This is a genomic window from Kitasatospora sp. NPDC058243 (assembly GCF_042882025.1).
Taxonomy (GTDB): domain Bacteria; phylum Actinomycetota; class Actinomycetes; order Streptomycetales; family Streptomycetaceae; genus Kitasatospora.
In genome coordinates this window covers 19,102-44,040 of the sequence record NZ_JBHVWW010000025.1, presented here as the reverse complement: position 1 = coordinate 44,040, position 24,939 = coordinate 19,102, and the positions used below count along the sequence as shown (strand labels likewise).

Annotated in this window: 23 protein-coding genes and 1 pseudogene; 13 read left to right on the top strand and 11 right to left on the bottom strand. The window is 72.4% G+C overall.

The genetic code is table 11. The annotated features are described in order from the left end of the window. Positions 1-6: 6 nt before the first annotated feature. Together ACFVX9_RS18455 and ACFVX9_RS18450 are read right to left on the bottom strand one after the other, a co-directional pair. Entirely contained in the window at positions 7-1,149 is a 1,143-nt protein-coding gene (locus ACFVX9_RS18455) for an acyl-CoA dehydrogenase family protein (RefSeq protein ID WP_380485157.1), read from the bottom strand. A gap of 2 nt (positions 1,150-1,151) precedes the next feature. Further along, entirely contained in the window at positions 1,152-2,324 is a 1,173-nt protein-coding gene (locus ACFVX9_RS18450) for a CaiB/BaiF CoA transferase family protein (RefSeq protein WP_387982514.1), read from the bottom strand. A 288-nt stretch (positions 2,325-2,612) separates the two neighbouring features. Here ACFVX9_RS18450 and ACFVX9_RS18445 point away from each other — a divergent pair, with 288 nt between their 5' ends. Together ACFVX9_RS18445 and ACFVX9_RS18440 are read left to right on the top strand one after the other, a co-directional pair. After that, positions 2,613-3,158 carry a GNAT family N-acetyltransferase gene (locus tag ACFVX9_RS18445; protein WP_063347007.1) on the top strand — a complete coding sequence of 182 codons (546 nt, stop codon included), beginning with the start codon at positions 2,613-2,615 and terminating at the stop codon, positions 3,156-3,158. 133 nt (positions 3,159-3,291) lie between these two features. Next, positions 3,292-3,939 (top strand): Pr6Pr family membrane protein, encoded by a 648-nt coding sequence (locus ACFVX9_RS18440; RefSeq protein ID WP_387982512.1) that lies wholly within the window; start codon positions 3,292-3,294, stop codon positions 3,937-3,939. Positions 3,940-4,055: 116 nt separating this feature from the next. On the opposite strand, the gene ACFVX9_RS18435 is transcribed toward ACFVX9_RS18440, so the two are convergent. Then, entirely contained in the window at positions 4,056-4,427 is a 372-nt protein-coding gene (locus tag ACFVX9_RS18435) for a toxin Doc (protein ID WP_363371486.1), read from the bottom strand. A 25-nt stretch (positions 4,428-4,452) separates the two neighbouring features. After that, on the bottom strand, positions 4,453-4,665 hold the full coding sequence (locus ACFVX9_RS18430) for a hypothetical protein (protein ID WP_063351004.1): 213 nt from the start codon (positions 4,663-4,665) through the stop codon (positions 4,453-4,455). A 334-nt stretch (positions 4,666-4,999) separates the two neighbouring features. Between ACFVX9_RS18430 and ACFVX9_RS18425 the strand changes: the two genes are divergently transcribed. Then, positions 5,000-6,418 (top strand): S41 family peptidase, encoded by a 1,419-nt coding sequence (locus ACFVX9_RS18425; protein WP_387982511.1) that lies wholly within the window; start codon positions 5,000-5,002, stop codon positions 6,416-6,418. A gap of 38 nt (positions 6,419-6,456) precedes the next feature. Here ACFVX9_RS18425 and ACFVX9_RS18420 read toward each other — a convergent pair whose 3' ends face one another. Beyond that, positions 6,457-8,064: an ABC-F family ATP-binding cassette domain-containing protein gene (locus tag ACFVX9_RS18420; protein ID WP_387982510.1), complete on the bottom strand. Its 1,608-nt coding sequence runs from the start codon at positions 8,062-8,064 to the stop codon at positions 6,457-6,459. Between the two features lie 529 nt (positions 8,065-8,593). On the opposite strand from ACFVX9_RS18420, the gene ACFVX9_RS18415 reads away from it, so the two are divergent. The 4 genes from ACFVX9_RS18415 (at position 8,594) to ACFVX9_RS18400 (ending at position 13,226) form a co-directional block, all read left to right on the top strand. Next, a complete protein-coding gene (locus ACFVX9_RS18415; RefSeq protein ID WP_380374747.1) occupies positions 8,594-9,826 on the top strand; it encodes a trypsin-like serine peptidase in 1,233 nt (410 codons plus the stop codon). 193 nt (positions 9,827-10,019) lie between these two features. Further along, on the top strand, positions 10,020-11,657 hold the full coding sequence (locus tag ACFVX9_RS18410; RefSeq protein ID WP_387982508.1) for an ABC-F family ATP-binding cassette domain-containing protein: 1,638 nt from the start codon (positions 10,020-10,022) through the stop codon (positions 11,655-11,657). A 134-nt stretch (positions 11,658-11,791) separates the two neighbouring features. After that, positions 11,792-12,466, top strand: coding sequence for a nitroreductase family protein (locus ACFVX9_RS18405; protein WP_380346220.1), 675 nt, complete (start codon positions 11,792-11,794; stop codon positions 12,464-12,466). Between the two features lie 139 nt (positions 12,467-12,605). Then, the gene (locus ACFVX9_RS18400) at positions 12,606-13,226 is read left to right on the top strand and encodes a GNAT family N-acetyltransferase (protein WP_363371191.1); all 621 of its coding nucleotides are present in this window, start codon (positions 12,606-12,608) and stop codon (positions 13,224-13,226) included. 108 nt (positions 13,227-13,334) lie between these two features. Here ACFVX9_RS18400 and ACFVX9_RS18395 read toward each other — a convergent pair whose 3' ends face one another. Beyond that, positions 13,335-14,288 (bottom strand): aldo/keto reductase, encoded by a 954-nt coding sequence (locus ACFVX9_RS18395; protein WP_387982506.1) that lies wholly within the window; start codon positions 14,286-14,288, stop codon positions 13,335-13,337. Positions 14,289-14,807: 519 nt separating this feature from the next. Here ACFVX9_RS18395 and ACFVX9_RS18390 point away from each other — a divergent pair. From ACFVX9_RS18390 to ACFVX9_RS18380, 3 genes are all read left to right on the top strand, one after another. Beyond that, positions 14,808-15,404 (top strand): choice-of-anchor C family protein, encoded by a 597-nt coding sequence (locus ACFVX9_RS18390; protein WP_380374740.1) that lies wholly within the window; start codon positions 14,808-14,810, stop codon positions 15,402-15,404. A 152-nt stretch (positions 15,405-15,556) separates the two neighbouring features. Beyond that, on the top strand, positions 15,557-16,594 hold the full coding sequence (locus ACFVX9_RS18385) for a hypothetical protein (RefSeq protein WP_387982504.1): 1,038 nt from the start codon (positions 15,557-15,559) through the stop codon (positions 16,592-16,594). Positions 16,595-17,017: 423 nt separating this feature from the next. Next, entirely contained in the window at positions 17,018-18,547 is a 1,530-nt protein-coding gene (locus ACFVX9_RS18380; protein WP_387982502.1) for a carbohydrate binding domain-containing protein, read from the top strand. Positions 18,548-18,654: 107 nt separating this feature from the next. Here the strand turns inward: ACFVX9_RS18380 and ACFVX9_RS18375 are convergent, their stop codons facing one another. Together ACFVX9_RS18375 and ACFVX9_RS18370 are read right to left on the bottom strand one after the other, a co-directional pair. Continuing rightward, complete coding sequence (locus tag ACFVX9_RS18375; RefSeq protein ID WP_387982501.1) at positions 18,655-19,146, bottom strand: hypothetical protein; 492 nt, start codon at positions 19,144-19,146, stop codon at positions 18,655-18,657. A 116-nt stretch (positions 19,147-19,262) separates the two neighbouring features. Continuing rightward, positions 19,263-20,006 carry an SDR family oxidoreductase gene (locus ACFVX9_RS18370; protein WP_387982500.1) on the bottom strand — a complete coding sequence of 248 codons (744 nt, stop codon included), beginning with the start codon at positions 20,004-20,006 and terminating at the stop codon, positions 19,263-19,265. Positions 20,007-20,104: 98 nt separating this feature from the next. Here ACFVX9_RS18370 and ACFVX9_RS18365 point away from each other — a divergent pair, with 98 nt between their 5' ends. Together ACFVX9_RS18365 and ACFVX9_RS18360 are read left to right on the top strand one after the other, a co-directional pair. Beyond that, entirely contained in the window at positions 20,105-20,686 is a 582-nt protein-coding gene (locus tag ACFVX9_RS18365) for a TetR/AcrR family transcriptional regulator (protein ID WP_063347018.1), read from the top strand. Between the two features lie 290 nt (positions 20,687-20,976). Next, complete coding sequence (locus tag ACFVX9_RS18360) at positions 20,977-21,351, top strand: hypothetical protein (protein ID WP_380381027.1); 375 nt, start codon at positions 20,977-20,979, stop codon at positions 21,349-21,351. Positions 21,352-21,444: 93 nt separating this feature from the next. On the opposite strand, the gene ACFVX9_RS18355 is transcribed toward ACFVX9_RS18360, so the two are convergent. Beyond that, the gene (locus ACFVX9_RS18355; RefSeq protein WP_387982498.1) at positions 21,445-22,038 is read right to left on the bottom strand and encodes a TetR/AcrR family transcriptional regulator; all 594 of its coding nucleotides are present in this window, start codon (positions 22,036-22,038) and stop codon (positions 21,445-21,447) included. Positions 22,039-22,202: 164 nt separating this feature from the next. On the opposite strand from ACFVX9_RS18355, the gene ACFVX9_RS18350 reads away from it, so the two are divergent. Next, positions 22,203-23,222 carry a hypothetical protein gene (locus ACFVX9_RS18350; protein WP_387982496.1) on the top strand — a complete coding sequence of 340 codons (1,020 nt, stop codon included), beginning with the start codon at positions 22,203-22,205 and terminating at the stop codon, positions 23,220-23,222. Positions 23,223-23,822: 600 nt separating this feature from the next. On the opposite strand, the gene ACFVX9_RS18345 is transcribed toward ACFVX9_RS18350, so the two are convergent. Further along, complete coding sequence (locus ACFVX9_RS18345; RefSeq protein ID WP_387982494.1) at positions 23,823-24,317, bottom strand: DUF4240 domain-containing protein; 495 nt, start codon at positions 24,315-24,317, stop codon at positions 23,823-23,825. A 92-nt stretch (positions 24,318-24,409) separates the two neighbouring features. After that, a pseudogene (locus tag ACFVX9_RS18340) lies at positions 24,410-24,535 on the bottom strand (flavin reductase family protein); the annotation flags it as partial. Positions 24,536-24,939: the final 404 nt, after the last annotated feature.

Here is a 24,939-nt window from a genome sequence, read left to right as displayed (position 1 = left end):
GAGGCCTCAGCCGAGGACGGACCGGCCGACGATCTCCTTCATGATCTCGGTGGTGCCGCCGTAGATGGTCTGGATCCGGCCGTCGGTGAACGCCCGGGCGACCGGGAACTCGCTCATGTACCCGTAGCCGCCGTGCAGTTGGAGGCAGCGGTCGGCGGTGCGCTTCTGCAGTTCGGTGGCCCACCACTTGGCCATCGAGGCGTCCGCCGGGGTGAGCGCGTAGCGGTTGTGCTCGGTGATGCAGCGGTCGACGAAGGCCCGGGTGACGGCGCACTCGGTGGCGAGTTCGGCGATCTCGAAGCGCACGTGCTGGAGCTTGGCCAGCGGGCGGCCGAAGGCCTCGCGCTGCTTGACGTAGTCGGTGGTGATCTCGACCAGGTACTCGGCGCCGGCGATCGCCGCGGCCGCGATGGTCAGCCGCTCCTGGGCGAGGTTCTGCATCAGGTGGACGAAGCCGCCATTGAGCTCGCCGAGCAGGTTCGCCTTCGGCACCCGGACGTCCTCGAAGAACAACTCGGCGGTGTCCTGGGCCTTCTGGCCGATCTTGTCCAGGTTGCGGCCGCGCTCGAAACCGGGCGCGCCGCGCTCGACCACCAGCAGGCTCAGCCCGTGCGCGCCGCCCTCGGGGGTGGTGCGGGCGACCACGACCACCAGGTCGGCGAGGATGCCGTTGGAGATGAAGGTCTTGGCGCCGTTGAGCAGGTAGTGGTCGCCCCGGTCGACGGCCTGGGTGCGGATGCCCTGGAGGTCGGAGCCGGTGCCGGGCTCGGTCATCGCGATCGCGGTGATCAGCTCGCCGCTGCAGAAGCCGGGCAGCCAGCGGCGCTTCTGCTCCTCGGTGGCGAGCGAGGTGAGGTAGGGGCCGATGATGTCGTTGTGCAGGCCGATCGCCAGCCCGGAGGCGCCGGCCCGGGCGAACTCCTCGGCCAGCACGGCGGCGTAGCGGAAGTCCGGGGCGCCCCCGCCGCCGTACTCCTCGGGGACGGCCATCCCGAGCAGGCCCTGGCGGCCGGCCGCCAGCCAGGCGGAGCGGTCGACGATGCCGGCCTTCTCCCAGCGGTCGTAGTGCGGCAGCACCTCCTTGGCGAGGAAGGCCCGCACGGCGGCCCGGAAGTCCTCGTGCTGCTCGGTGAAGATCTCGCGCTGCAACGCTACGCTCCTTGTCCTGCATCGGAGTTGAGGGACGGGACGGCCCAGTCGCGGGCCACCTCGACGGTGTCCGCACCCGGCCGGGCCGGCGGGCGGCGCAGCGCGCCGGGGGTGGCGGAGAAGCGCGGGGCGGGGGCGGGCTGGGTGACGCCGCCCGCCTCGACGTAGGTGCCGCGCGCCAACAGGTGCTCATCTCGGGCCGCCTGACGCATCGTCAGCACGGGCTCCACGCAGGCGTCGGAGCCGGCGAAGACGGCCTCCCACTCGGCCCTGGTCCGGGTGGCGAAGCGGTCGGCGATCAGGGCCCGCAGTTCGGGCCAGCGGGCCAGGTCGTACTGCCCGGGCGCCTGCGGGCCGAGTTCCAGCAGCCGGGCGAACTCGGCGTAGAACTGCGGCTCCAGCGCCCCCACGGCCAGGTGTCCGCCGTCGGCCGCCCGGTAGACCGCGTAGAACGGCGCGCCGCCGTCCAGCAGGTTGGCGCCCCGGCGGTCCTGCCAGTGGCCGGCCGCGAGCAGCCCCCACAGCATGCTGGACAGGTGCGCCGCGCCGTCCACGATCGCGGCGTCGACGACCTGGCCGGCGCCGGTGCTCCTGGCGTGGTGCAGCCCGGCGAGCAGGCCGACGACCAGGTAGAGCGAGCCGCCCGCGTAGTCGCCCAGCAGGTTGGCCGGGATGCCGGGCGCCTCCTCGGGCCCGCCCGGCCCCGCGACCAGGCCGAGCACCCCGGCCACCGCCGCGTACCCGAGGTCGTGCCCGGCACTGGCGGCGCGCGGCCCCTGCTGCCCCCACCCGGTCATCCGCCCGTACACCAGCGCCGGGTTGCGGGCCAGGCAGTCCTGCGGCCCGACCCCGAGCCGCTCCGCGACCCCGGGCCGGTAGCCCTCGATCAGCAGGTCCGCCCGCTCGACCAGGTCCAGCACCAGGCCGGGCCCCGCCGGGGACTTGAGGTCGACCAGCACCGACCGCTTGTTCCGGTTGGTCACGTCGTACGCCGGATCGATGCCCAGCGGCGACGGATCCGGCCGGTCCACCCGCACCACGTCGGCGCCCAGGTCGGCCAGCAGCATCGCCGCGAACGGCCCCGGCCCGATCCCCGCGAGCTCGACCACCCGCACCCCCGCCAACGGGCCGGGGCCGGTGGCTGTGGCGCCCGGCGGACTGCTCGTGTCACGCACTGGCTGCAGAACCCTTCTGGGTTTGACAGTAAAGCTGTAACACCCGCGATGATAGAGAAGCGACCCGCCGGTAACAAGACCTCCTCCCCCACCATGAAGACCGCCGCCGAGGACTTCGCCGCCGCCTGCCGCCCGCGCGACTGCGCCGGTTCCTCACCGCCGGGGGCAAGGCGATCGAGCGTGAGCCGATCCCGTAGCCGGGGCGGGTGGGCGGAAATGGTCGGGCGACTGTCGGGGTAATGGCCTATGGTGCGGTAGACCTATTACGAACGACACGGGGGAAGCGCCATGACCACCACCGGACACGCCACCGGACACGCCACCCGCACGATCGTCACCGCCTCCGAGCGGCTGGTGCTCGGACGGCCCCAGGAGGGGGACGTGGAGGCGGTGTTCGCAATCCACGGGGATCCGGAGACCAACCGGTACAACCCCAACGGGCCCCACCGCGACCGGGCGGCGAGCCGGGAGATGCTGGACGGCTTCGTCGCCGACTGGGCGCGGGACGGGGTGGGGTACTGCACCGTGTCCACCCGGGAGGAGCCGGAGGCGGTCATCGGGTTCTCCGGGCTCTACCTGCACACGCTGGACGGCGAGCGGGTGTTCAACCTCTACTACCGCTTCCGGCCGTCCGCCTGGGGCCTGGGCTACGCCGCCGAGGCGGCCCGGGCGGCGATGGCGGAGGCGCTGCCGCGCTTCCCCGGCGTGCCGGTGGTCGCCCTGATCCACCCGGACAACGTGCCGTCCCGCCGGCTCGCCGAGCGGCTCGGGCTGCTCCCGGACCCGGACGGCCGCACCGACGACGAGGACCGGCTGATCCACCGGATGGCCTGAGCCGGGGGCCGACCTGGCCACCGCCGCGAGCAGGACCGTTTCTTCCGTCCCGCTGCTACCTGCGAGTAGAGTGCGGCGTTCCCCCTTAGCCGTCCGATACCTCCCGTATCGCCTGAAACGAACTGGTGGCCGCATGACAGTCCGGACCCGCCCCGCGCTGTGGTGGCGCATGGGCATCGTGCTCTCGGCGGGCCTCGGCCTGACCCTCGGAACCGCGCCGCTGGTGTTCTTCACCGTGCAGAGCAACGTCATCGTGCTCGGCTACTTCATCGGCGCCGTGTACTGGATGCTCAAGCGCGACACCGTGGACGCGCCCGCACCCCGGCTGCGCGGCGCCGCCACCCTGTACATCCTGATCACCGGTCTGGTCTCGCACGTCCTGCTCCAGCACGGCGCCAACCCGCTGCCCGGGCTGGTCAGCGGGCCGGACAAGCTCGCGCACTGGTCGTCGTTCTTCCTGCACTACGTGACGCCGGTGATGGTGATCGCCGACTGGCTGGTGCTGAAGCCGCGCAACGCGGCGGCCTGGAAGGACATCCCGCTCTGGCTGGCCTTCCCGCTCGGCTACGCGGCGATCGTGCTCTCCCGGAACGCGCTGTTCGACGACTACCCGACGCCCTACCCCTACTTCTTCTTCGACCCCACCACCAAGGGCTACGGCTACGTCTGGGGCCAGATAGCCCTGCTGACGGTCGAGTTCGTGGTGCTGGCCGCCGCCGTGGTCGGGCTGGACCGGCTGGGAACGCTGGTCGCGGGCAAGCTGAGGTCCGCCAAGTCCTGAATGCCCGGGCACGGATGACGGCCTCCCCGGGGGCGCCTCTTCCCCAGGGCGCCCTTTCACAGAGGCGCTTTCCGGGGACGCCCTTTCCCGGGTGACCGTCCGCGCGGCGGCCGGCCTCAGATCCGCCAGGAGCGGATCCGGTCGGCCGCCGCGAACACGTCCGCCCCGCCCGCCGCGATGTCGCGGGCCAGCTCGACCAGCGCCCCGTACGGCGGGTCGACGCCCTCCTTGGCCGCGTGCATGTACGCGGCCGTCGTCATGCAGGCGTACAGGTTGTTGCGCACCGGCAAGGGGCGCAGCAGCACGATGGTGTGCATCAGGGTGGCCGCGCACCAGGCGGCGTCGGCGTCGTGGCCGAGTTGCGCGGTGTTCACCCGGTGCCGGGCGACGGCGGCCTGGAGCGCGGAGTAGTCCCGCACGCTGAGGTCCTCCGGCGAGGCCAGTTCCTGCACGTCGAGCAGCCAGCGCAGGTCGACGTGGAACAGCATCATCCCCGCACCCCCGCCGCGCCGTTCACGCCGCCGGCGCGTCCTCCGGGAACGCGGCGTCGAACTCCGCCCGGTGCGACTTCCAGAACGCCACCGCGTGGTCCACGAACACCCGCCGCTGCTGCTCCCGCACGCTCAGGTCGTGGATGTACGCCTTGATGCTCTTGCCGTCCGCGGCGGCGGCCTCGCGGATCGCGGCGAGCTCGTGCTCCGTGTACTCGATGTTGAGCGCAGGCATGGCGCCGATGGTACTGGAGCGCACCGGAGTTGGGACCACCAACGGAGGATTTTCACCCGCCGTCAAAAGGGTTTGCTGTCGATACCCCCGCGGAGTGGTTTCGGCGCAGCCGCGGGTAGCCCCCAAGTCGGGCGGGGGTCGGGCGCGCGGGATGACGCCGGGGCGGTGGGGCCGCCGTAGCGTCGGGGGCAAGGCGGCGGAGCGGTTCCGCGGGGGAGGCCGGGCGGTTCGGCGGAGGCCGGAGATGACGCGCAGGACAGTGGGCAGGACCGCAGTGGGCAGGGCCGCGGCGAGCAGGACTGCGGCGAGCGGGGCGGCAGTGGGCAGAGCGGCAGTGGGCAGGACGGTGGCGGCCACGGCGGTGGCGCTCGCGACGACGGTCGCGGTGGCGGCGCCGGGGGTGGCCGCGACGCAGGCCGACGGCCAGGACAGGCGGGGCAGGTCCCTCCAGGGGGTCTGGCAGATGGACGGGTACGGCCTGGTGGCCGTGGTCTCCGGGAGCAGCCTGGTCACCTACGACGTGACGACGCACAGCTGCATGCCGGGGTGGGTCACCGGGACGCAGGACGGCGCCCCCGGCCGGGACGGCACCGTCCGGTACGTCCTGGGCGACAACGCCCTCACCCTCACCCCGCAGCCGGGCGGGCGCCGGGCGATCGACGCCGAGGAGGGCGGGACGGGCACCAAGGCGCTGCGCCGCCTGGACGCGCTGCCGGCGCTGTGCACCCGGCCCGCCCCCAACGACCCGCTCGCGGTCTTCGACCGGTTCTGGGAGACCTTCGAGGAGAACTACCCCTTCTTCGCCGCCAAGGGGATCGACTGGCACGCGGCCCGCGACGAGCAGCGCGCGAAGATCACTCCGGCGACCACCACCGACCAGCTCCAGCAGATCTTCATCGACCTGCTGACCCCGCTCAAGGACGCGCACACCGGTCTGGCCCGGGTGACCGGCACCGGCCCGACCGGCGTCTACTCCGGCCGGCGCGACGGCTCGTTGAAGTCGACGCCCGCCCTGCGGGACGCGGCCCGCAAGGCCGTCGACGCACAACTGATCGGCCCTGAACAGGAGTTCGCCGTCAACGAGCAGGGGGTGAGCCGGCTGGGCGTGGGCCGGCTCCCGGACGGCGTCGGCTACCTGCGGGTGAGCGGCTTCGACGGCTACGCGACCGGCGGGTTCGCCGCCCAGGCCAAGGAGCTCGACCGGGCGCTGGACGCCCTGCTCGCCGACCCCGACCGACTCAACGGCCTGGTGATCGACGTCCGGCTGAACGGCGGCGGCTCGGACGCGCTCGGGCAGCAGATCGCCGCCCGGCTCACCGACCGCCCGTACGTCGCCTACCGCAAGGTGGCCCGCGACGACCCGGCCGACCCCACGAAGTTCACCCGGCCGCAGCCGGTCGTGGTGCGGCCCGCGCACACCGAGCACTTCACCGGCCCCGTCGCCCTGCTCACCTCCTCGCTGTCGATCAGCGCCGCCGAGACCTTCACCCAGACCCTGATGGGCCGCTCCCCGCACGTCGTCCGGATCGGCGAGAACACCCAGGGCGTCTTCTCCGACGTGCTGATCAAGACCCTCTCGCCGGACTTCATGGTGGTGCTGCCGAACGAGAAGTACCTCACGCCCGACGGCAGCACCTTCGACGGCCCCGGCATCCCGCCGGACATCCGCACGCCGGTGTTCACCGATGACGAGCCGGCCGGGCTCAAGGACTCCGCCCTGAGCACGGCCCGCCGCGTCCTCGGCGAGCAGTAGCGGCCGCATCGCGGGCGAGGCCGCCCGCGCCGTACCGGCTACATCGGATCCACCCCCCGCAGTTCGCCGTCCAGCTCCAGCCACCGGGTGAGGCCCAGACCGCGCAGGAACGGCACGTCGTGGCTGGCCACGATCAGTGCGCCCTGGTAGGCGGCGAGCGCCTGGGTGAGCCGGCGGACGCTGGCGAGGTCCAGATTGTTGGTCGGCTCGTCGAGCAGCAGCAGCTGCGGCGGCGGGTCGGCCAGCAGCAGCGCGGCCAGGGTGGCCCGGAACCGCTCGCCGCCGGAGAGGGTCGCGGCGGTCTGGTCGGCCCGGCCGCCGCGGAACAGGAAGCGGGCCAGCCGGGCACGGATCGCGTTGTCCCCGGCGGCGGGGGCGAACAGCTTGACGTTCTCCGCCACGGTCAGCTTGTCGTCCAGCAGGTCGAGCCGCTGCGGCAGGTGGCGCAACGGCACCGGGGTGCTGACCTCGCCCTCCAGCGGGGCGAGTTCGCCCGCGATGGTGCGCAGCAGGGTGGTCTTGCCGGAGCCGTTGCGGCCGACCAGGGCGATCCGCTCGGGGCCGCGCAGGTCGAGGTCGGCGGTGGTGCCGTAGGGCAGCCGGACCTTCTGCAGGGTGAGCACGGTGCGCCCGACCGGGACGGCCGTACGCGGCAGGTCGATCCGGATCTCGGCGTCGTCGCGCACCGCCTCCTCGGCGGCGGTGAGCCGCTGCCGGGCCTCCTCCAGCCGCTCGGTGTGCATGCCCTGGAGCCGCCCGGCCGTCTCCTGGCCCTGGCGTTTGAGCTTGCCCGCGAAGATGTGCGGGTCGTTGCGGGTGACCGAGCGCTTCTTGCCGTAGCTGGCGCTGCGGTCCAGCCGGGTGCGGGCCTCGGTCAAGTCCCGTTTCTGGCGCTCGACGTCGGCCTCGGCGTTGCGCAGCAGCCGCTCGGCGGTCTCCTGCTGGGCGGCGAGGGTGCGCTCGTACTCGGCGAAGTTGCCGCCGTACCAGGTGACCGCGCCGTCCCGCAGGTCGGCGATCTGGTCGACGTGCTGGAGCAGTTCGCGGTCGTGGCTGACGATCAGCATGACGCCGTGCCAGCCGGCGACCGTCTCGTAGAGCCGCTCCCGGGCCGTCCGGTCCAGGTTGTTGGTGGGCTCGTCGAGCAGCAGGACGTCGGGGCGGCGCAGCAGCAGGGCGGCGAGGCGCAGCAGGACGGCCTCGCCGCCGGAGAGCTCCCCGGTGGTGCGGTCGAGGCCGAGGCGGTGCAGGCCGAGCCGGTCGAGGGTGGCGCGGGCGCGCTCCTCGACGTCCCAGTCGTCGCCGACGGCGTCGAAGTGGCGCTGGTCGGAGTCCCCGGACTCGATGGCGTGCAGGGCCTCGCGGGTGGCCCGGATGCCGAGCGCCTCGTCCACCCGCACGGTGGTGTCCAGCGTCAACCCCTGGGGCAGGTAGCCGAGTTCGCCGTCGACCCGGACGGTGCCGCCGGTCGGGGTCAGCTCGCCGGCGATCAGCCGCAGCAGGGTGGACTTGCCGGCGCCGTTGAGCCCGATCAGGCCGGTGCGGCCGGGGCCGACGGCGAGGTGGAAGCCGTCCAGGACGGGCTTGCCGTCGGGCCACTCGAAGGTGAGATCGGTGCAGAGGACGGCGGTGGTGGGTTGTGCCATGGAGGGCCTCCCGGGTGGTTGCCGAAGGGAACGATGAGCAACACGGGGAGACACCGCGGGTGCGGGCCGGTACGGCCGGGGGGAGGGCGGGGCGGATCCGGATCAGCCGGATCGGGCTCGCCACGGGGCCGTGACTGAGGTCGCACACTCGCACACCGCGCGGCGAAGGGCCTGCGCGGCGGGGGCGGTGTCTCGGGACCTCAGTAGAGCAACGGCCTTCTCCTTGTCTGGCTGGTGACTCCGTCCACGCTACGCACGACGCCGGACGCGGGCAACCGAATTTCGGCACACCGGGAAGCACCCCTGGACACGCACCGGGAAGCGGCCGCCCGACCGGATTCCGGGCGCCCGGAGGAGGGCGGGTGCCGGTCCGGTGCCGATCCGGTGACGGCCCCGCCCCAGTCCGGGGGTGTGCGCAAGGAGGCCTTTATCCGCATGGCAGACTCCTCCCCTGCCATGCCTGCGGCTCCCCGGAGCCGTACCCGAGGAAGGGGTCGCATGGCGGTTATTCACAGGGGGATTTGAACTCATGTCACCGATGTACCGGCCGAACCGTGCCGTCCTGGGCGCCTCCGTCGCCGCGCTGACCGTGCTGGCCGCGACCGCGTGCGGCCCGGACAACAGCGACCCGGTCGTGGCCCGGACCACGGCTCCGACGGTCGCGGCCGGCGCCACCGGCAAGCCGGGCGCAGCACCGATCAAGCTGCCGACCGCCGAAGAGCTGAAGACCTGGAAGTTCGAGGACTGGGACAAGTGGGCCCAGCAGAACGTGATCACTCCGGCGGTCAAGGGCTACTGGACCCTGCAGCGGATCCTGAACGCCAAGCCCAAGCCGATGCCGCAGCCGCAGCCCGACCCGACGCAGCCGCCGGCCCAGCCGACCGGCGCGGCCCCGGCCCAGCCGACCTCGAAGCCGGCCACCCCGGCCCCGGCGCAGCCCACCACCGCCCAGCCCCCGAGCACCGGCGACGCGCTGCCCACCGTCATCGAGGCCAAGCCGACCCAGCACCCGTTCGCGAAGAACCTGCACGTCAACGGCAAGCTCTTCTTCAAGGACGGGAACGAGGACTACGTGTGCTCCGGCACCGTCGTCTCCGACCCGGCCAACCCCGGCAAGAGCAACCTGGTCTGGACCGCCAGCCACTGCCTGAACGGCGGCAAGGGCGGCCAGTACTACACCAACATCTCCTTCGCCCCGGCCTACAACAGCAACGGCCTGCTGAGCGGCGGCAAGCAGGCCAACGAGACCGACGCCGAGCCGTACGGCGAGTGGGGCGCGACCGCCGGCATGGTCTCGCCGCAGTGGTCGGCCGAGGCCGACCCGGAGCACGGCGGCCCGTGGAGCCAGTACGACTTCGGGATCATCAAGGTCGCCAACCCGAGCGGCAACGGCAAGTCGCTGGAGGAGACCGTCGGCGGCTCCGTGCCGATCTGGTTCAACGCCCCGCGTGAGCAGTTCAACAGCGTCAGCGCCTACGGCTACCCGGCCGGCAAGCCGTTCGACGGCGTCGAGCTGGACCACTGCGACAGCGGGAAGCCGGTGAAGAAGACCGGCGACCCGAGCCGCCCGGCGATGCTGATGATCGGCTGCAACATGACCGGCGGCAGCAGCGGCGGCGGCTGGGTCGCGACCAAGGACGGCAAGCCGGCCCTGGTCAGCGACACCTCGATCGGCAACGGCGCCAGCACCTGGGAGGCCGGCCCGTACCTGGACGACGTGGCGGCCCGGATGTTCGACTACTTCTCGAAGAAGTCGAAGTGACCACCGAGGCCCCGGGGCACCACTGAGGCCCGGAGCCCCACTGAGGCCCGGAGCACCGCCGAGGCCCGGGTGACCTCCCGGGTCCGGTAGGTCCTGACCGGCCCGCGTGGCCGGTCCCCGGGGCCGCGGCAGCCGCGCCGCGGCTCCGGGCTTTTCCGCCACCCGGCCCGCTCCTCCTACAATCGGGCTCATCATGAGCGCCACACTCGTAGTCAAGGACCTCGCCGCCGGTCACGGCGAACGCACCCTCTTCTCCGGCCTGGACCTGGTCGTCGCCCCCGGTGACGTGATCGGCCTGGTCGGCGTGAACGGCGCCGGCAAGTCGACGCTGCTGCGGCTGCTGGCCGGGCTGGACACCCCCGAGGGCGGTTCGCTGCGGCTCAGCCCGGCGACCGCCAACATCGGCCACCTGCCACAGGAGCCGGAGCGGCGCGAAGGCGAGTCGGTGCGCGACTTCCTGGCCCGCCGCACCGGCGTGGCGGCCGCGCAGACCGCGCTGGACGAGGCCACCGAGGGCCTGGTCGAGGGCCGCCCGGGCGCCGACGACGCGTACGCGGCGAGCCTGGACCGCTGGCTGGAGCTGGGCGGCGCCGACCTGGAGGAGCGCGCCGAGGAGGTCGCCGACTCGCTCGGTCTGAAGGTCTCGCTCGACCTGCCGATGACGGCGCTGTCCGGCGGCCAGGCCGCCCGGGCCGGCCTCGCCTCGCTGCTGCTCTCCCGCTACGACGTCTTCCTGCTCGACGAGCCCACCAACGACCTCGACCTCGACGGCCTGGAGCGGCTGGAGGCCTTCGTCAAGGGCCTGCGCGCGGGCACCGTGCTGATCAGCCACGACCGCGAGTTCCTGGCCCGCACCGTCACCAAGGTGCTGGAGCTGGACCTGCACCAGCAGCAGGTCAACCTGTACGGCGGCGGCTACGAGGCGTACCTGGAGGAGCGCGCGGTGGCCCGCCGACACGCCCGCGAGGAGTACGACGAGTACGCCGACACCAAGTCCGGGCTGGAGGCCCGGGCCCGGATGCAGCGCGGCTGGATGGAGCACGGCGTGCGCAACGCCCGCCGCAAGTCCTCCGACAACGACAAGATCGGAAAGGCGCAGCGCGCCGAGTCCACCGAGAAGCAGGCCTCCAAGGCGCGGCAGACCCAGCGGATGATCGAGCGGCTGGACGTGGTCGAGGAGCCGCGCAAGGAGTGGGAGCTGCGGATGGAGATCGCCACCGCGCCGCGCTCCGGCTCGGTGGTCGCCACCCTGCGCGCGGCCGTCGCCCGCCGCGGCGACTTCTCCTTCGGCCCGGTGGACCTCCAGATCGACTGGGCGGACCGGGTCGCCATCACCGGCGCCAACGGCGCGGGCAAGTCGACGCTGCTGGCCGCCCTGCTCGGCCGGCTCGAACTCGACGGCGGCAGCGCCTCGTTGGGCTCCGGCGTGGTGGTCGGCGAGGTGGACCAGGCGCGCGGGCTGTTCCTCGGCGGCGAGCCGCTGGCGGACGCCTTCGCCGCCGCCGTCCCGGAGTTCACGCCGGAGGAGGTGCGCACCCTGCTGGCCAAGTTCGGCCTCAAGGCGGTGCACGTGAAGCGCCCGGCCGGCACCCTCTCCCCCGGCGAGCGCACCCGGGCCGCGCTGGCGCTGCTCCAGGCGCGCGGGGTCAACCTGCTGGTGCTGGACGAGCCCACCAACCACCTGGACCTGCCGGCGATCGAGCAGCTGGAGGCGGCGCTCGGCTCGTACACCGGGACCCTGCTGCTGGTCACCCACGACCGGCGGATGCTGGACACCGTCACGGTGAACCGGCGGATCGAGGTCCGGGACGGGCGGGTGCACGAGCTGTAGTCCCGTCCGGCAGGGCGGCCCTGCCGGGCGGCCCTGCCGGATGGACCCGCCGGGCGGCCCTGCCGGATGGACCTGATCTGCGGATTGGTCTCGACCTCTTCCCAGCGCGGCCGTCATGTGCTGTGCTGTCGGCCATGGTTGACAGTGCAGTGGCAGGGACGCCCTACCCGACCGTCCCCCTCACCCCGATGACGGTGCCGGCCCACGAGGCCGAGGCCCGCAGCAGGTCCTTCCACGACGTGATGGCGCAGCGCCGGACCGTCCGCGACTACGCGACCCGCCCGATCCCGGACGGGGTCGTCGAGTGGGCGATCCGGACCGCCAACACCGCGCCCAGCGGCGCGCACGTCCAACCCTGGCGGTTCGTGGTGATCACCGACCCGGAGCGCAAGCGGCGGCTGCGCGAGGCCGCCGAGGCCGAGGAGCGCGAGTTCTACGCGCACCGGGCGTCGGAGGAGTGGCTGGCCGCGCTGGCGCCGATCGGCACCGACTGGCGCAAGCCGTTCCTGGAGGACGCGCCGGCGGTGATCGTGGTGTTCGAGGTGCACAAGGGGCCCGATTCGCCGCGCCCTTACTACACCAAGGAGTCGGTGGGGATCGCGGTCGGACTGCTGCTGGCCTCGCTGCACCAGGCCGGGCTGGCGACGCTGACCCACACGCCGAGCCCGATGAAGTTCCTCAACGAGGTCTGCGAGCGCCCGTTGGAGGAGCGCGCCGCGTACGTCATCCCGGTCGGCTACCCGGCCGAGGGGGCGCGGGTGCCGGATCTGCGGCGCAAGGAGCTGGACGAGGTGCTGATCAGGCTCTGACCGCCGGGCGTGTGCGCGCGCCGGTGCGCCGGGGTGCGGCCGGGCGCGCCGGGGTGTGGCGGGGACTGGTGAGAGGCCTGGTGGGAGGCCGTCCGGAATTCATTGGTGACAGGTCCCGGCCAAGGACATAATCGCGGTCATGAGCCACCCGCAGTCACGGTCCTGCAAGTACCCGCCCGCCCCGCTCCACGTGCCCGGCCCCACCGCCGTCACCACCGGGCGGCCGCCCGAGGAACTGCGGCTGCCCGGCGGGATCTCGCTGCTGCGCCGCCGCAGCACGCACGCGGTGGCGCTCAACAAGGCCGTCCGCGCCAACCTGGACCACCTGCGGCCCTGGATGGAGTGGGCAGCCGAGCCCCCCACCCGGGCGCAGACCGCCGAGCTGGCCCGGGCCGGCTCCCTCGCATGGGAGGCCGGCACCGACTTCATGTACCTGGTCGGCCTGGACGCCGAACCCGGCGGCGTGGTCGGCGCCCTCGGCCTGCACGGCCGGATCGGCCCCGGCGCGCTGGAGATCGGCTACTGGGTCGCCGCCCGGCACGCCGGCCGCGGCATCGCCACCACCACGGCCGGGGCGCTGACCGAGGCCGCCCTGGCGCTGCCCGGCATCGCGCGGGTGGAGATCCACTGCGACGAGGCGAACGGCGCCAGCGCGGCTGTCCCGCGCAAGCTCGGCTACCGGCTCGACCGGGTCGCCGAGGCCGCCGTCCGGGCTCCCGCCGAGACCGGGCGGCAGCTGATCTGGGTCCGGGAGGCCTGACGGCGCTCCGAGGCGGGGCCGGCGACCCGGGCCGGCGACCTGGGCAGCCCGCGCCGTTCAGTACCGCTCGCCGTTCAGCACCGCTGGCCGTTCGGCACCGCTCGCCGTTCAGTACCGCTCGCCCGTCGGCGTCGGCAGCGCATCCAGGTCGGCCAGATCGGCCGCCGAGAGCACGACCTCGGCCGCGCCCGCGTTGTCCACCAGGTAGCGCGGCGTCTTGGTGCCCGGGATCGGGAAGACGTGCCGGCCCTGCGCCAGCACCCAGGCCAGCGCGACCTGCGCGGGCGTCGCGCCGATCCGCTCGGCGACCTCCTTGACCCTGCCGACCAGTGCCAGGTTCGCCTTCAGCGCGTCCTGCTGGAAGCGCGGCAGCCGGCGGCGGAAGTCGTCGGCGGGCAGCTCGTCGAAGGAGGCGATGCTGCCGGTCAGGAAGCCCCGGCCGAGCGGCGAGAACGGCAGGAAGGCGATGCCCTGCTCCTCGGTGTACGGCAGCACCTCGGCCAGCACGTCCCGGGTCCAGAGCGAGAGCTCGGACTGCACGGACGCCACCGGGTGCACCGACTGGGCCCGCTTGATCTCCTCGACGGTCACCTCGGAGAGCCCGATCCGGCGGGCCTTGCCGGCCGCGACGGTCTCGGCGAGGGCGCCCCAGGTCTCCTCGATCGGGACGGCCGGGTCGACCCGGTGCAGCTGGTAGAGGTCGACGTGGTCGGTGCCGAGGCGGCGCAGGCTGTCGTCGATCGAGCGGCGCACGTGCTCGGAGCTGCCGTCGCGGGCCGACTGGCCGGACCCGCCCGGGACGATGCCGACCTTGGTGGCGAGGAAGGCGCGCTCCCGGTACGGGCCGGCCAGCGCGGCGCCGACCACCTCCTCGTTGGTGTAGGGGCCGTACATGTCGGCGGTGTCGATCAGGGTGACGCCGAGGTCCAGCGCCTGCCGGATCACCCGGACGGAGTTCTCGTCGTCCCGGTTCTGCACGTCGTAGGCCCAGGTCATCCCCATGCAGCCGAGGCCGATGACGCCGGTCTCCGGTCCGTTGGTACCGAACGTGGCGTTGCGCATGACGGTGCTCCGATCGTGGTGGTGTGATTGCCCGCTCGCGGGGTGCTGCGGTGGATCAACGCGTCCAGCTTTCACCTTGGAGTGCACTCAAGGTCAAGCCCGTCCGGACGCGCTTGGGATCCGCTTCGGATCCGCTTCTGATCCACCTCCGATCCGCCTCCGATCCGCCGACCGCCAGAGGGGTCGTTGATCGTATGAGCGGCCCTCGGCTCACCCGGAGGTGGGATGCGCCCGAGGCGCAGGTGGAGCGCGTACGTCGGACTTCACCACCGTGCGCGCGGGCACGACCGTCTGAACCGTGCGTCCGCACCACGGCCCGCCGCCGGGCGGGCGCAGGCCGGCCGCCCGGCCGGCACCGGGTGATCACCCGTCAAACCGGCGTGTGGGAGCCCGTCGGCGGGACCTCCGCACCACCGGGCGCCATCCGTCCGGTCTTGGCAGGGCTCACGGCGACGGCGGACCCTCTGGGCACAGCCGATCATCGGCTCGTCCAGTCGGTATTCCGTTGGGGAGGAACCCATGACGTTCTCGCGCACCCGCCTCGCCGCCGTCGCCGTGATCGTGGCCGCCGCCACCGCCGTGACCGTCCCGGCGCAGGCCGCCGGCGGCCACCGCGCCCTCAGCCGCTTCGACGACGGAAGCTTCGAGTCGCCCAAGGCCCCGGCGAACAGCTTCGCCGAGTTCAACGCCGGACAGACCATCGGCCCGTGGACGGTCACCAGCGGCAGCGTCGACCTGATCGGCGCCGGGTTCTGGCAGGCCGCCGAGGGCGACCAGTCGGTGGACCTCAACGGCGCCACCACCGGCGCCGTCGCCCAGACCTTCGCCACCGTCCCGGGCACCACCTACTCCGTGACGTACGCGCTGGCCGGCAACACGTCGGCCGCACCGGCCGTGAAGACCGGCCGGGTGCTCGTCGACGGCCAGGACTTCCAGGACTTCTCCTTCGACATCACCGGCAAGACGCCGACCAACATGGGTTACGTGGGACGCCAGTTCAGCTTCGTCGCGCGGAACGCCTCCACCACGCTGACCTTCGCCAGCACCAACGCGGGCGCGGCAGGCCCGGTCGTGGACGACGTCCAGGTCAAGGAGTGCAAGCCGTGTTGCGGGTGATCCACTGAAGCGCCCGCCCGCCGGTCCGGGACCAGCGGGCGGGCCTCCCCCTCCTTGCCGACCGTTGTTTCCCCCTCGCTTAAAGTGCTTCACCCCGCACGGCGAGCCCTGACAGGGTCAGTTACCGGAAGGTGCACTCCCTGTGAGGAAGGGTGGATCCCTTGTTCAACCGATTGAACCGATTGAACCGATTCAACCGACGAAAAGCATCCGCGCTCGCCGTGGCGACGCTCACGGCGGCACTCGGTCTGGTGCCGGTCGGCACCGCCCAGGCGGCGGCCTGTCAATGGCAGAAGACGGCGTGGGAGCTGCCGCCCACCACGACGGCCGGCGCGGTGTCCTCCAGCGACGGCGGCCGGTACGGAGTCGGCCTCACCGGAACGCGGTCCACCAGCTGGCCCTACGACTTCACGGACGGGCGCGGGACGCTGTGGGACAACGGGAAGGTCGTGCTGCGGCTCCCTGCGGGCAATCCCAACCTGTCCGGCATCAACGCGGCCGGCCTGATCGTCGGCGGCGACCTCGTCAACAACAAGTTCAGGGCCGTGACGGTGAGCCACACCGGGACGACGACTGTGCTGCCGTTCAATCCGAACTGGAACAGCTCGTCCGCCAGTGTGGTCAACAACGCCGGTGACATCGCCGGGATGGCCAAAGTCGGAACGAATTTCATCCTGGTGGTGTGGCCGGCGAACGCGCCGGGAACGTACCGCGAACTGCCCATCCCGGCAAGCAGCTTCCTCTTCCTCAACGGCATCGACGAGCAAGGCAGGGTCGTCGGGTCCACCGACGCGTTCGGCTTCGTCTCGGACATCAACGGCCAGTGGCACGCGCTCGCCGCACAGGGCTCCAACGCCAAGGGAACTCCTGCGGCGATCCGGGACGGGCGCATCGTCGGCGGCACGCAGAACGACACGAGCTACGCCGAAGCCGAATGGGACGCCCAGGGTTCGCTGATCCGGACCATCGGTACGGGCGCCATCTCGGCAAGTGCCATCGGCGGCAACGGAGTCGTGGGCGGGACGACGTTCGTCGGGTCGATTCGACGGCCTGTCCTGTGGCGTGACGGCGTGGTGGCGGACTCGCTGTCCGCGGTCTCGGACTCGTTCACGATCAGGGCGATCAGCACCGACGAGAAGACCCTCATCGGGAACGAGAACTCCCGACCCGCGAACTACACCTGCTCCTGACGGCTGCTTCTGACGCCTGTTTCTGACGGCTGTTTCTGACCCCTGCTTCTGACGCCCTGAGGGCCGGCAGCCTCCTCCCCGGAGGGGCTGCCGGTCCGGTCTTCGCCGCCGTCACTTTCGCAGCCGCCGCCTGCCGGGAGCCGAAAATCCTCCTGCCAGGGTGCCGAAGGTCGACAGGGGTGCCACCCGAAGGTGCGAAGCGGTGTTCCGAGAACGGTGTTCCAGAGCCTTAAACCGTTCCTAAAACCTTCCCACAGCGGGCTTCCGATGCCCCGGAAGTGCTTGACGTGCACAGCTGGTCTAGTCCAGTTTGATGCTCAGCACCGCGCTCCTCCCCCGCACCGGACCAGCCCCCATGCTGCCGCCCGCCCCGCGTTTCCCCCTTCGCGGCGCGGGCGGCCCCACGTCCCGAGAGGCACCCCCATGCCCAGCGCGCCCCAGCCCGCCCCCACGCACCGCCGCCCCGCCGGTCGCACCAAGCTGCTGAGCCTCGCCGCCGCCACCGCGCTCGCCGCCGGCGGCCTCGCCACGCTCGCCGGGAACGCCGGCGCCGCCGACGGCAACCTGCTCGCCAACCCCGGTCTGGAGAGCGGCGCTCTCAGCCCCTGGAGCTGTTCCGGCGGGACCGGCAGCGTCGTCAACTCCGGTGCGCACAGCGGAAGCTACGCACTGAAGGGGGCGGTCGGTGCGAGCGACACCGCACAGTGCGGCCAGACCGTCACCGTCCAGCCCAACACCACGTACAACCTCAGCGCCTGGGTGCAGGGCCAGTACGTCTACCTGGGCGCCACCGGCAGCGGCGTCACCGACCCGGCCACCTGGACGCCGGGCGGCGCCAACTGGCAGCAGCTGTCCACCAGTTTCACCACTGGTCCGGCCACCACCAGCGTCACCGTCTACCTGCACGGCTGGTACGGGCAGGGCGCCTACCTCGCCGACGACATCACGCTCACCGGCCCCGGCGGCGGCAACCCCACCACCCCGCCGCCCACTTCGGGCACCCCGACCGGCACCCCGACCGGCGGCCCCACCGGCACGCCCACCGGCGGCCCGAGCACCCCGCCGCCGAACGTCGCCGTCCCCGTCGCGCCCTACATCGACATGGGCGCCTGGCCCACCCCGTCCATGCCCGACATGGCCAAGTCCGGCAACCTCAAGGCCTACACCATGGGCTTCGTGACCGGCGTCGGCTGCAAGGCCAGCTGGTTCAACGCCTACGACCCGCGCACCGGCTGGGCCAAGGACCAGATCGACGCGCTGCGCGCGGCCGGCGGCGACGTCAAGCTCTCCTTCGGCGGCGCCAGCGGCACCGAACTCGCCGCCGCCTGCACCACCGTGGACTCGCTGTTCGCCGAGTACGACGCCGTCGTCAACGCCTACAACCTGCGCTACGTCGACTTCGACATCGAGGGCGCGGCCATCGCCGACACCGCCTCCAACGACCGCCGCTCCGCCGCGCTCGCCAAGCTCCAGCAGGCCCACCCCGGCCTCAAGGTCTCCTTCACCCTGCCCGTCCTGCCCGAGGGCCTGACCTCCGAAGGCGTCGCCATCGTCAAGTCCGCCCGCGACGCCGGGGTCGCCGTCGACCTGGTGAACATCATGGCGATGGACTACTACCGGACCGGCACCGACTACGGCAACGCCGCCGTGCAGGCCGCCCAGGCCCTGTTCGGCCAGCTCAAGGCGCTCTACCCGGCGAAGACCGACGCCCAGCTGTGGGCCATGGTCGGCGTCACCCCGATGATCGGCGAGAACGACGACCACCAGATCTACAACCAGGCCGCCGCCCAGCAGTTGGTGACCTTCGCCCGGCAGAACCACCTCGGTCTGCTGGCCTTCTGGGACGCCACCCGCGACGCCAACGCCTGCACCGGCGGCTCGCTCTCCAAGTGCACCAACATCGCGCAGCAGCCGTACGAGTTCGCGAAGATCTTCGCCCAGTACGCGGGCTGACCGCGCCACACGGGCCGACCCCCGCCTCGGCGGGCGGGGGTCGGCCCGGCGGTCGGGGGTGTTCCTCAAGGACCGCCAGGAGGCGAAGTGGTGACGGCGGCCGCGGCTCAGGTGTCGTAGCAGCCGTCCCACGGGGCGTGGAAGCCGAGGCCGTCGGGGTAGAGCTCGGCCCAGACCCCGTCCTCGCCGTCCTCCTCGTCCTCTTCCTCGTCCTCCTCGTCCGTCTCGATGACCAGCCCGAACAGCGACCCCTCGACCCGGACGGCGAACGGCGCGATGGCGATGTCCCCGTACGCGCGGCCGGGGAGGGCGTCGAGCCAGTCGGCGAGGAGTGTGCGGGCGGCCTCGACGGCCGCCTTCTCGCTGTCCGCCGTCGTGCCGGTCGAGCGGATGCGCGAGTCGAGGTGCCGGCCGGCGTCGTCGAAGCGGTGGAGCACCGCGAACCAGCGCTTCTGCGCCTGCCAGTTCTCGACGTCGGCCCCGACCTCCGGGAAGGCCGCCGTGACGGAGGCGAGGAACTGGCCGCCCTCGCACCGGCCGATGGTGCGGGTGCGGTAGTCGGGCTCGTACCGGATGGGGATCAGGTCGGGAACGCTCATGGCCGAACCGTACGGCTGAGCTGTGACAACGCCCGGCCCGGAGACGGCTCCGGGCCGGGCGCGACTGCGGGCCGGATACGGCTGCGGGCCACGGGCCCGGTCGGCCGACGGTTCGTTCAGCGCCCGGTGGGCAGGTTGGCCCCGCCCGTGCAGTCGAACACCACGCCCGTCACGAAGGTGTTGGCGGCCAGCAGGTGGATCGCCTGCGCGACGTCCTCGGCCCGGCCGACGCGGCCGACCGGGGTGGTGGCGGCGAGGCCGTCGAACAGCGCCGTCCGCTGCTCGGCCGGGACGCGGTCCCACCACGGGGTGTCGATGACGCCGGGCGAGACGGCGTTGATCCGCAGCGGGGCGAGTTCGACGGCCAGCGGCGGGACCATCGCCTCCAGCGCGCCGTTGATGGCGGCGAGTCCGGCGGTGCCGGGGATCGCGGCGCGGGCGGAGGCGGCGGTGATCAGCGTGACGGATCCGTCCGACCGCAGGTGCGGCAGCGCCGCCTGGAGGACGCGGACCTGCGGCCAGAACTTGGCGTCGAACCCGGTGGCGAGCTCGGCCAGGTCGAGCTGGGCGAACAGGCCGCTGCCGGCCGCGCCGCTGACCGCGACGACCAGGTGGTCGACGGTGCCGGACTGCGCGAAGAAGGCCGCGACGGCCTCGGGGTCGGCCGCGTCCAGTTGGTGGCCGACGGTCTTGCCGCCGATCCGGGCGACGGCGGCGTCCAGCCGGTCCCGGCCGCGGCCGGTGATCACGACCTCGGCGCCGTCCGCGGCGAAGGCGGTGGCCGCGGCCTCGCCGATGCCCGAGCTGCCGCCCATCACGACGACGCGCTGTCCGGTGAAGAGGTTTGACGTGGTGCTCATGGTGGCGTGTCCTTCATCTTGTCGAGACCTCTAGTTCCGTCAATAATGTTATCGAGACTGCTAGTCTTGTCAAGCGGGGGACGAGGAAAGGGAACACGATGACCGAAGCCCGCCCGCACACCGGACGCCGCCGCAACGAAGCCGCCCACCAGGCGATCCTCGACGCGGCCCTGCACCTGCTCGCCGAGTCCGACGGCACCCCCGTCACCATCGACGCCATCGCCCGCACCGCCGGCGTCGGCAAGCAGACCGTCTACCGCTGGTGGCCCTCCAAGGGCGCCGTCCTGCTCGACGCCCTCACCGACCGCGCCGACCAGGACGCCCCCGGCCCCGACACCGGCACCCTGCGCACCGACCTCCGCGCCTTCATCGCCACCACCTTCGACGGCTCCCAGCGCGACACCACCGCCCCCGCCCTGCGCACCCTCGTCCGCGAAGCCGCCCGCGACCCCCACCTCGCCGACCTCATGCAGACCTTCACCGCCACCCGCCGCACCGCCCTGCGCGACCTCCTCGCCCGCGGCCGCGAACGCGGCGAACTCGCCGACGACACCGACCTCGACCTGATCGTCGACCAGGTCTACGGCGTCTTCTGGTACCGCTTCCTCCTCGGCCACGCCCCCCTCGACGCCACCGTCGCCGACCGGCTCACCAACTCCCTGGTCGCCGGGAACGGTTAGGACCCGTCCGGCGGATCCTGCCCGGCGCCCACGCCGGTTGATCATCCGATCCGCCTTCGGTACCGTCCCGTGGGGCCCTCCCTGCGGGACGGCACCCGTCCGGGGAGGGGAGATTCATGCAAGGGCTAGACGCAGCAAGGCCGTTCACATCCCGGCCGGCGCGACGCGCGGCCGCACTGGCTGCGGCCGCGACCGCCGCCGTCGCCCTGGTGGCCGGCTGCGCGGCCGGGGACCCGGATCCGGACCCGAGGGCATACCCGGGCAGCCCGAAGGGGCAGACCCTCGAAAAGGTGACGAAGGCGTTCGGGCTGGACCTGCCCGCGTGCGACCTTCAGGACGTCGGGTTCCACGGATCCGCGAAGTACCCCGGAGAGGCCCTGAACCTGAGCTTCCGGGCCCCGAAGGACTGCGTGGACCGCTTCCTCGCCGACCACTCGGTGGACCTGGCCCGCCCCGTCCACTGGAGCCCCGGACAGGGGGCCGGGACGGGCTTCGACTCCGACACCGAGACCCGGACCTTCGGCTGGTCCTTCGACAAGAACGTGACCTACGACCTCTTCGTCGACTTCACGACCTCCACCGGAAGCCGCTTCAGCGCGCTGGCCGACCCCGGACAGACCGAGCGGACGGTGTACCTGGAGGCGCGCCACCTCGGCGGTTCCTGACCCCGGAGGCCCGCGCCGCCCTCAGCCCGACCTCAGCCCGACCTCAGCCCGTCCGCCGAGCCCCGCCGGGCGCCACTCCGGGGCCGTGCCCGTTCAGACGTCCGCCGGCCCGCGGCGTCGGATCAGCGGCAGGTAGACCTCGTCCACGATCTCGACCAGGGCGTCGTCGGGCGCGGTCGGCACGCCCCGCACCACGAACTCGTTGCGCAGCAGCACCACCGCCACCGTGGCCACCCTGGGGTGGAGCGCCCCTGGGGCCGCTTCACCACGGGCGACCGCGCGCCCCAGGATGGTGAGCCAGGGTGCGGCCGCGGCCTCGCCGGACTGGTCCTGGAGCTGCGCCAGGAACTCCGCCGCGCCACCGGCGGCGGCCAGGAGTTCGCGCAGGATCGCGCCGAGCGGGGAGCTCCAGTGCCGGTTCGCCTGGCGGAGCAACTCCAGGGCGTCCCCGCGTAGTTCACCGGTGTCGGGGGGCACGGCGGCGGTGGCCAGCTGCTTGTAGGCGGCGATACCGAGGGCCAGGCGGTTGGGCCAGCGGCGGTAGAGGGCGTTCTTGTTGGTGCCGGCGCGGGCGGCCACCTTGTCCATGGTCAGCCCGGCGAATCCGGACTCGGTGAGCTCCGCCACCGCCGCCTGGAGGATCGCCTCCTCCAGCGCCGCCCCGCGCCGCCGTGTCTGCCCGGCCATGGCCCTCGTCCCGTCCGATCCCGTCGCCGGTACCGCCGTCGATACCCCCGTCGATACCGCTCCCTACCCTCCCATCCTTCTTGTCTTCTCCGACCCGCGCCAACTAGGGTACTGGCCGTACCGTATTTGCCGCTCCCCGCCCACCCCCAGGAAGGCAGGACATCGTGCGCGCCAAAGGCATCAGCTACGACACCGGATTCGTCAGGAACGGGTCGTACTCCCGCAGCCGGTTCGACCCGAAGGAGGTCGAACGCGAACTGCGCATCATCCGCGACGACCTGCACTGCAACGCGGTCCGCATCATGGGCGGCGACCCCGACCGGATCGAACTCGCCGCCGGACTCGCCGCCGACCTCGGACTGGAGGTCTGGTACTCCCCGTACCCGCTGGAACTCACCGCCGACGAGCTGCTGGCCCTGTTCGCCGACTGCGCCGAGCGCGCGGAACGGCTGCGGCGGCGCGGGGCCGAGGTGGTGTTCGTCACCGGAGCCGAACTCAGCCTGATGAACCCGGGATTCCTGCCCGGCGACACCACGGACGACCGCATCGCCCTGCTCAGCCGACCCGAGCTCGTCCGCGAACACCTCGGAGCGGTCAGCGGCCGGGTCAACGCGTTCCTCGACCAGGCCGTGGCCACCGTCCGCGGACACTTCGGCGGACGCATCACCTACGCCGCCGTACCGCTGGAGCGCGTCGACTGGACGCCCTTCGACCTCATCTCCCTCGACCTCTACCGCTCCGCAGAGACCGCCGACCGGTTCGCCGACGGCGTCCACGAGCTGGCCGCGCAGGGAAAGCCCGTCGCCATCACCGAGTTCGGCTCCGCCGGCTACCGCGGCGCGGGCGACCGGGGCGCGCTCGGCCTGGACATCGTCGAGTACGACGCCGAGGGCCCCGTCCGCCTGAAGGCCGCGTACGAGCGCGACGAGGCCGGCCAGGCCGCCTACCTGCGCGAACTGCTGGAGGCCTTCGACGCCGGCGGCATCGACGCCACCTTCGTCTTCACCTTCGCCCTGTACGACCACGTACACCGCCCCGACGCCGACCCCCGCGACGACCTCGACCTCGCCAGCTACGGCATCGTCAAGGTCTACGAGGACCGCCCCGGCACCACCTACCCCGACCTCCCCTGGGACCCCAAGGCCGCCTTCACCACCCTCGCCACCTACCACCACACCCACTGACCAGGCACCGCCCGGCGCCGCCTCGGAAAAATATGCCGACCGGTCTACTGATTCACACCCTTGCGCGCCAACCACCCTCCACCCACCACCCACCGCACCTCGCACCTCGCACCTCGCACAGGAAGTCGGCCGGCCCGACTTCCTGCGCGACACCCATCCAGCACGGGACCAAATATGACGACCGGTCTACATAGTCCGGCTCGCGGCAAGCATGAGCACCCCCCGCCCGCGCGCAGGAAGTCGACCTGGCCGACTTCCTGCGCAGCGCCCCAGCCGGACGGGGCGTGCAGAATCTGGCGACCGGTCTACATAGTTGCGTGCGCGGCGAGCGGCACCTCCGCCTCCGGTGCGCACAGGAAGTCGGCCTGATCGACTTCCTGTGCGGAATCCACCGTGCGCAGCGCAGAATATGACGGTCGGTCTACATATTTGGCCGACGGCAGGCGTGAGCGCCCTCCCCCACGCGCAGGAAGTCGGCCTGGCCGACTTCCTGCGCCGCGCCCCCCAGGCTGGCGGGCTGGGGGGCCGAGGAATATGACGGTTGGTCTACATAATTCCCCGAGGTGGAAACGGCGGCGTGTGGCGTCCGGTGGGCGGGGGCTAGTCGGCGAAGCGGGCTGACAGGTGGGGGAGGAGGGTGGGGAGGTCTTCGTCCTCCCAGGGCTCGCCGGTCGGAGGGCCGGAGGTGATGTCGTTGGAGGGGAGGTCGGCGCCGGTGAGTTGGCGGTAGGCGTGGGTGGCCGCGTAGGCGAGGTCTTCGGCCTCCAGTTCCTCCTGGTCGGGGGTGAGGAGTTCGGCGAGGCTGTCCGGGTCGGCGAGGGCCTGCTCGAAGAGGGTGCGGCCGGCGCCTATCAGCCAGTCGCGGAAGTAGTCGAAGCCGTCGTCGCTGCAGCCGCCGTTGACGAGGTAGCCCGCGCCCCAGAGCAGCCAGGTGCAGGAGCGGGCCTTCTGCTGCGCGTAGTGCCGGTCGAAGTCCGCGATCTGATCGGGTGCCAGGCCAGCGAGGTGCCCGGTGAGCGCGTCGGCGTGTTCGCTCTCGTCGGCGGCGCCGGCGCGGGTGTCGTCGATGATCTGCCAGAAGGTGTCGAGATCCATGCCCGTCACCTTGGCAGGTGGGGCTGACACTCTCTCGCGCAAGCGGCAGAACGGTTTCAGTGGTTTCAACGGTTTCAGCAGCTTCAGCGGTTTCAGCGGGGCGTCTGGGTGCGGAAGCTGTGGCCGAGCTCGGGGCCGGGTCCGTAGTAGTGGCGGAAGTTGTAGATCAGCGGGCTCCAGCGGGCCGGGTCGACGTGCTGGGAGCCGGGGACGACGATGCATCGACGGTAGGGCGGGGATCCTTCGGTGCGGGCCGAAGGATCCCCGTCGACCGGTCAGGCCATCACGTGGCCGGGGGCCGACGGCCGCAGGGCACCACGCGAGGGGCCGCGATGGGGCCAGGTGGCCGACACCCAGCGGTCGCAAGGGGTTCGGGTCCGGATGGCGGCCCGAGCCAACCCATGTCACGTTACTCAAAGTGTTCACAAAAACACCTCGCGTTATCTCGATACTGCGGCGTGGCGCCTTGCGGTGACCACACCCGACTGGAACGGAGACGGTATGGCAGGGATCAGACGCGGCCGGTCGCGCGGCAGGCTCGCCGCGGCGATCGGACTGGCGGTCATCGGCGTGACGGCGGGTTGGGGAGGAGGTTCGGCACAAGCCTTCCCGGCGCACGCCT

Coding starts and splice junctions, on each gene's coding strand:
- ACFVX9_RS18445 (WP_063347007.1), top strand. CDS start 2,613: ATGACCACCACCGGACACGCCACCGGACACGCCACCCGCACGATCGTC.
- ACFVX9_RS18440 (WP_387982512.1), top strand. CDS start 3,292: ATGACAGTCCGGACCCGCCCCGCGCTGTGGTGGCGCATGGGCATCGTG.
- ACFVX9_RS18435 (WP_363371486.1), bottom strand. CDS start 4,427: ATGCTGTTCCACGTCGACCTGCGCTGGCTGCTCGACGTGCAGGAACTG.
- ACFVX9_RS18430 (WP_063351004.1), bottom strand. CDS start 4,665: ATGCCTGCGCTCAACATCGAGTACACGGAGCACGAGCTCGCCGCGATC.
- ACFVX9_RS18420 (WP_387982510.1), bottom strand. CDS start 8,064: ATGGCACAACCCACCACCGCCGTCCTCTGCACCGATCTCACCTTCGAG.
- ACFVX9_RS18415 (WP_380374747.1), top strand. CDS start 8,594: ATGTCACCGATGTACCGGCCGAACCGTGCCGTCCTGGGCGCCTCCGTC.
- ACFVX9_RS18410 (WP_387982508.1), top strand. CDS start 10,020: ATGAGCGCCACACTCGTAGTCAAGGACCTCGCCGCCGGTCACGGCGAA.
- ACFVX9_RS18405 (WP_380346220.1), top strand. CDS start 11,792: ATGGTTGACAGTGCAGTGGCAGGGACGCCCTACCCGACCGTCCCCCTC.
- ACFVX9_RS18400 (WP_363371191.1), top strand. CDS start 12,606: ATGAGCCACCCGCAGTCACGGTCCTGCAAGTACCCGCCCGCCCCGCTC.
- ACFVX9_RS18395 (WP_387982506.1), bottom strand. CDS start 14,288: ATGCGCAACGCCACGTTCGGTACCAACGGACCGGAGACCGGCGTCATC.
- ACFVX9_RS18390 (WP_380374740.1), top strand. CDS start 14,808: ATGACGTTCTCGCGCACCCGCCTCGCCGCCGTCGCCGTGATCGTGGCC.
- ACFVX9_RS18380 (WP_387982502.1), top strand. CDS start 17,018: ATGCCCAGCGCGCCCCAGCCCGCCCCCACGCACCGCCGCCCCGCCGGT.
- ACFVX9_RS18375 (WP_387982501.1), bottom strand. CDS start 19,146: ATGAGCGTTCCCGACCTGATCCCCATCCGGTACGAGCCCGACTACCGC.
- ACFVX9_RS18370 (WP_387982500.1), bottom strand. CDS start 20,006: ATGAGCACCACGTCAAACCTCTTCACCGGACAGCGCGTCGTCGTGATG.
- ACFVX9_RS18365 (WP_063347018.1), top strand. CDS start 20,105: ATGACCGAAGCCCGCCCGCACACCGGACGCCGCCGCAACGAAGCCGCC.
- ACFVX9_RS18355 (WP_387982498.1), bottom strand. CDS start 22,038: ATGGCCGGGCAGACACGGCGGCGCGGGGCGGCGCTGGAGGAGGCGATC.
- ACFVX9_RS18345 (WP_387982494.1), bottom strand. CDS start 24,317: ATGGATCTCGACACCTTCTGGCAGATCATCGACGACACCCGCGCCGGC.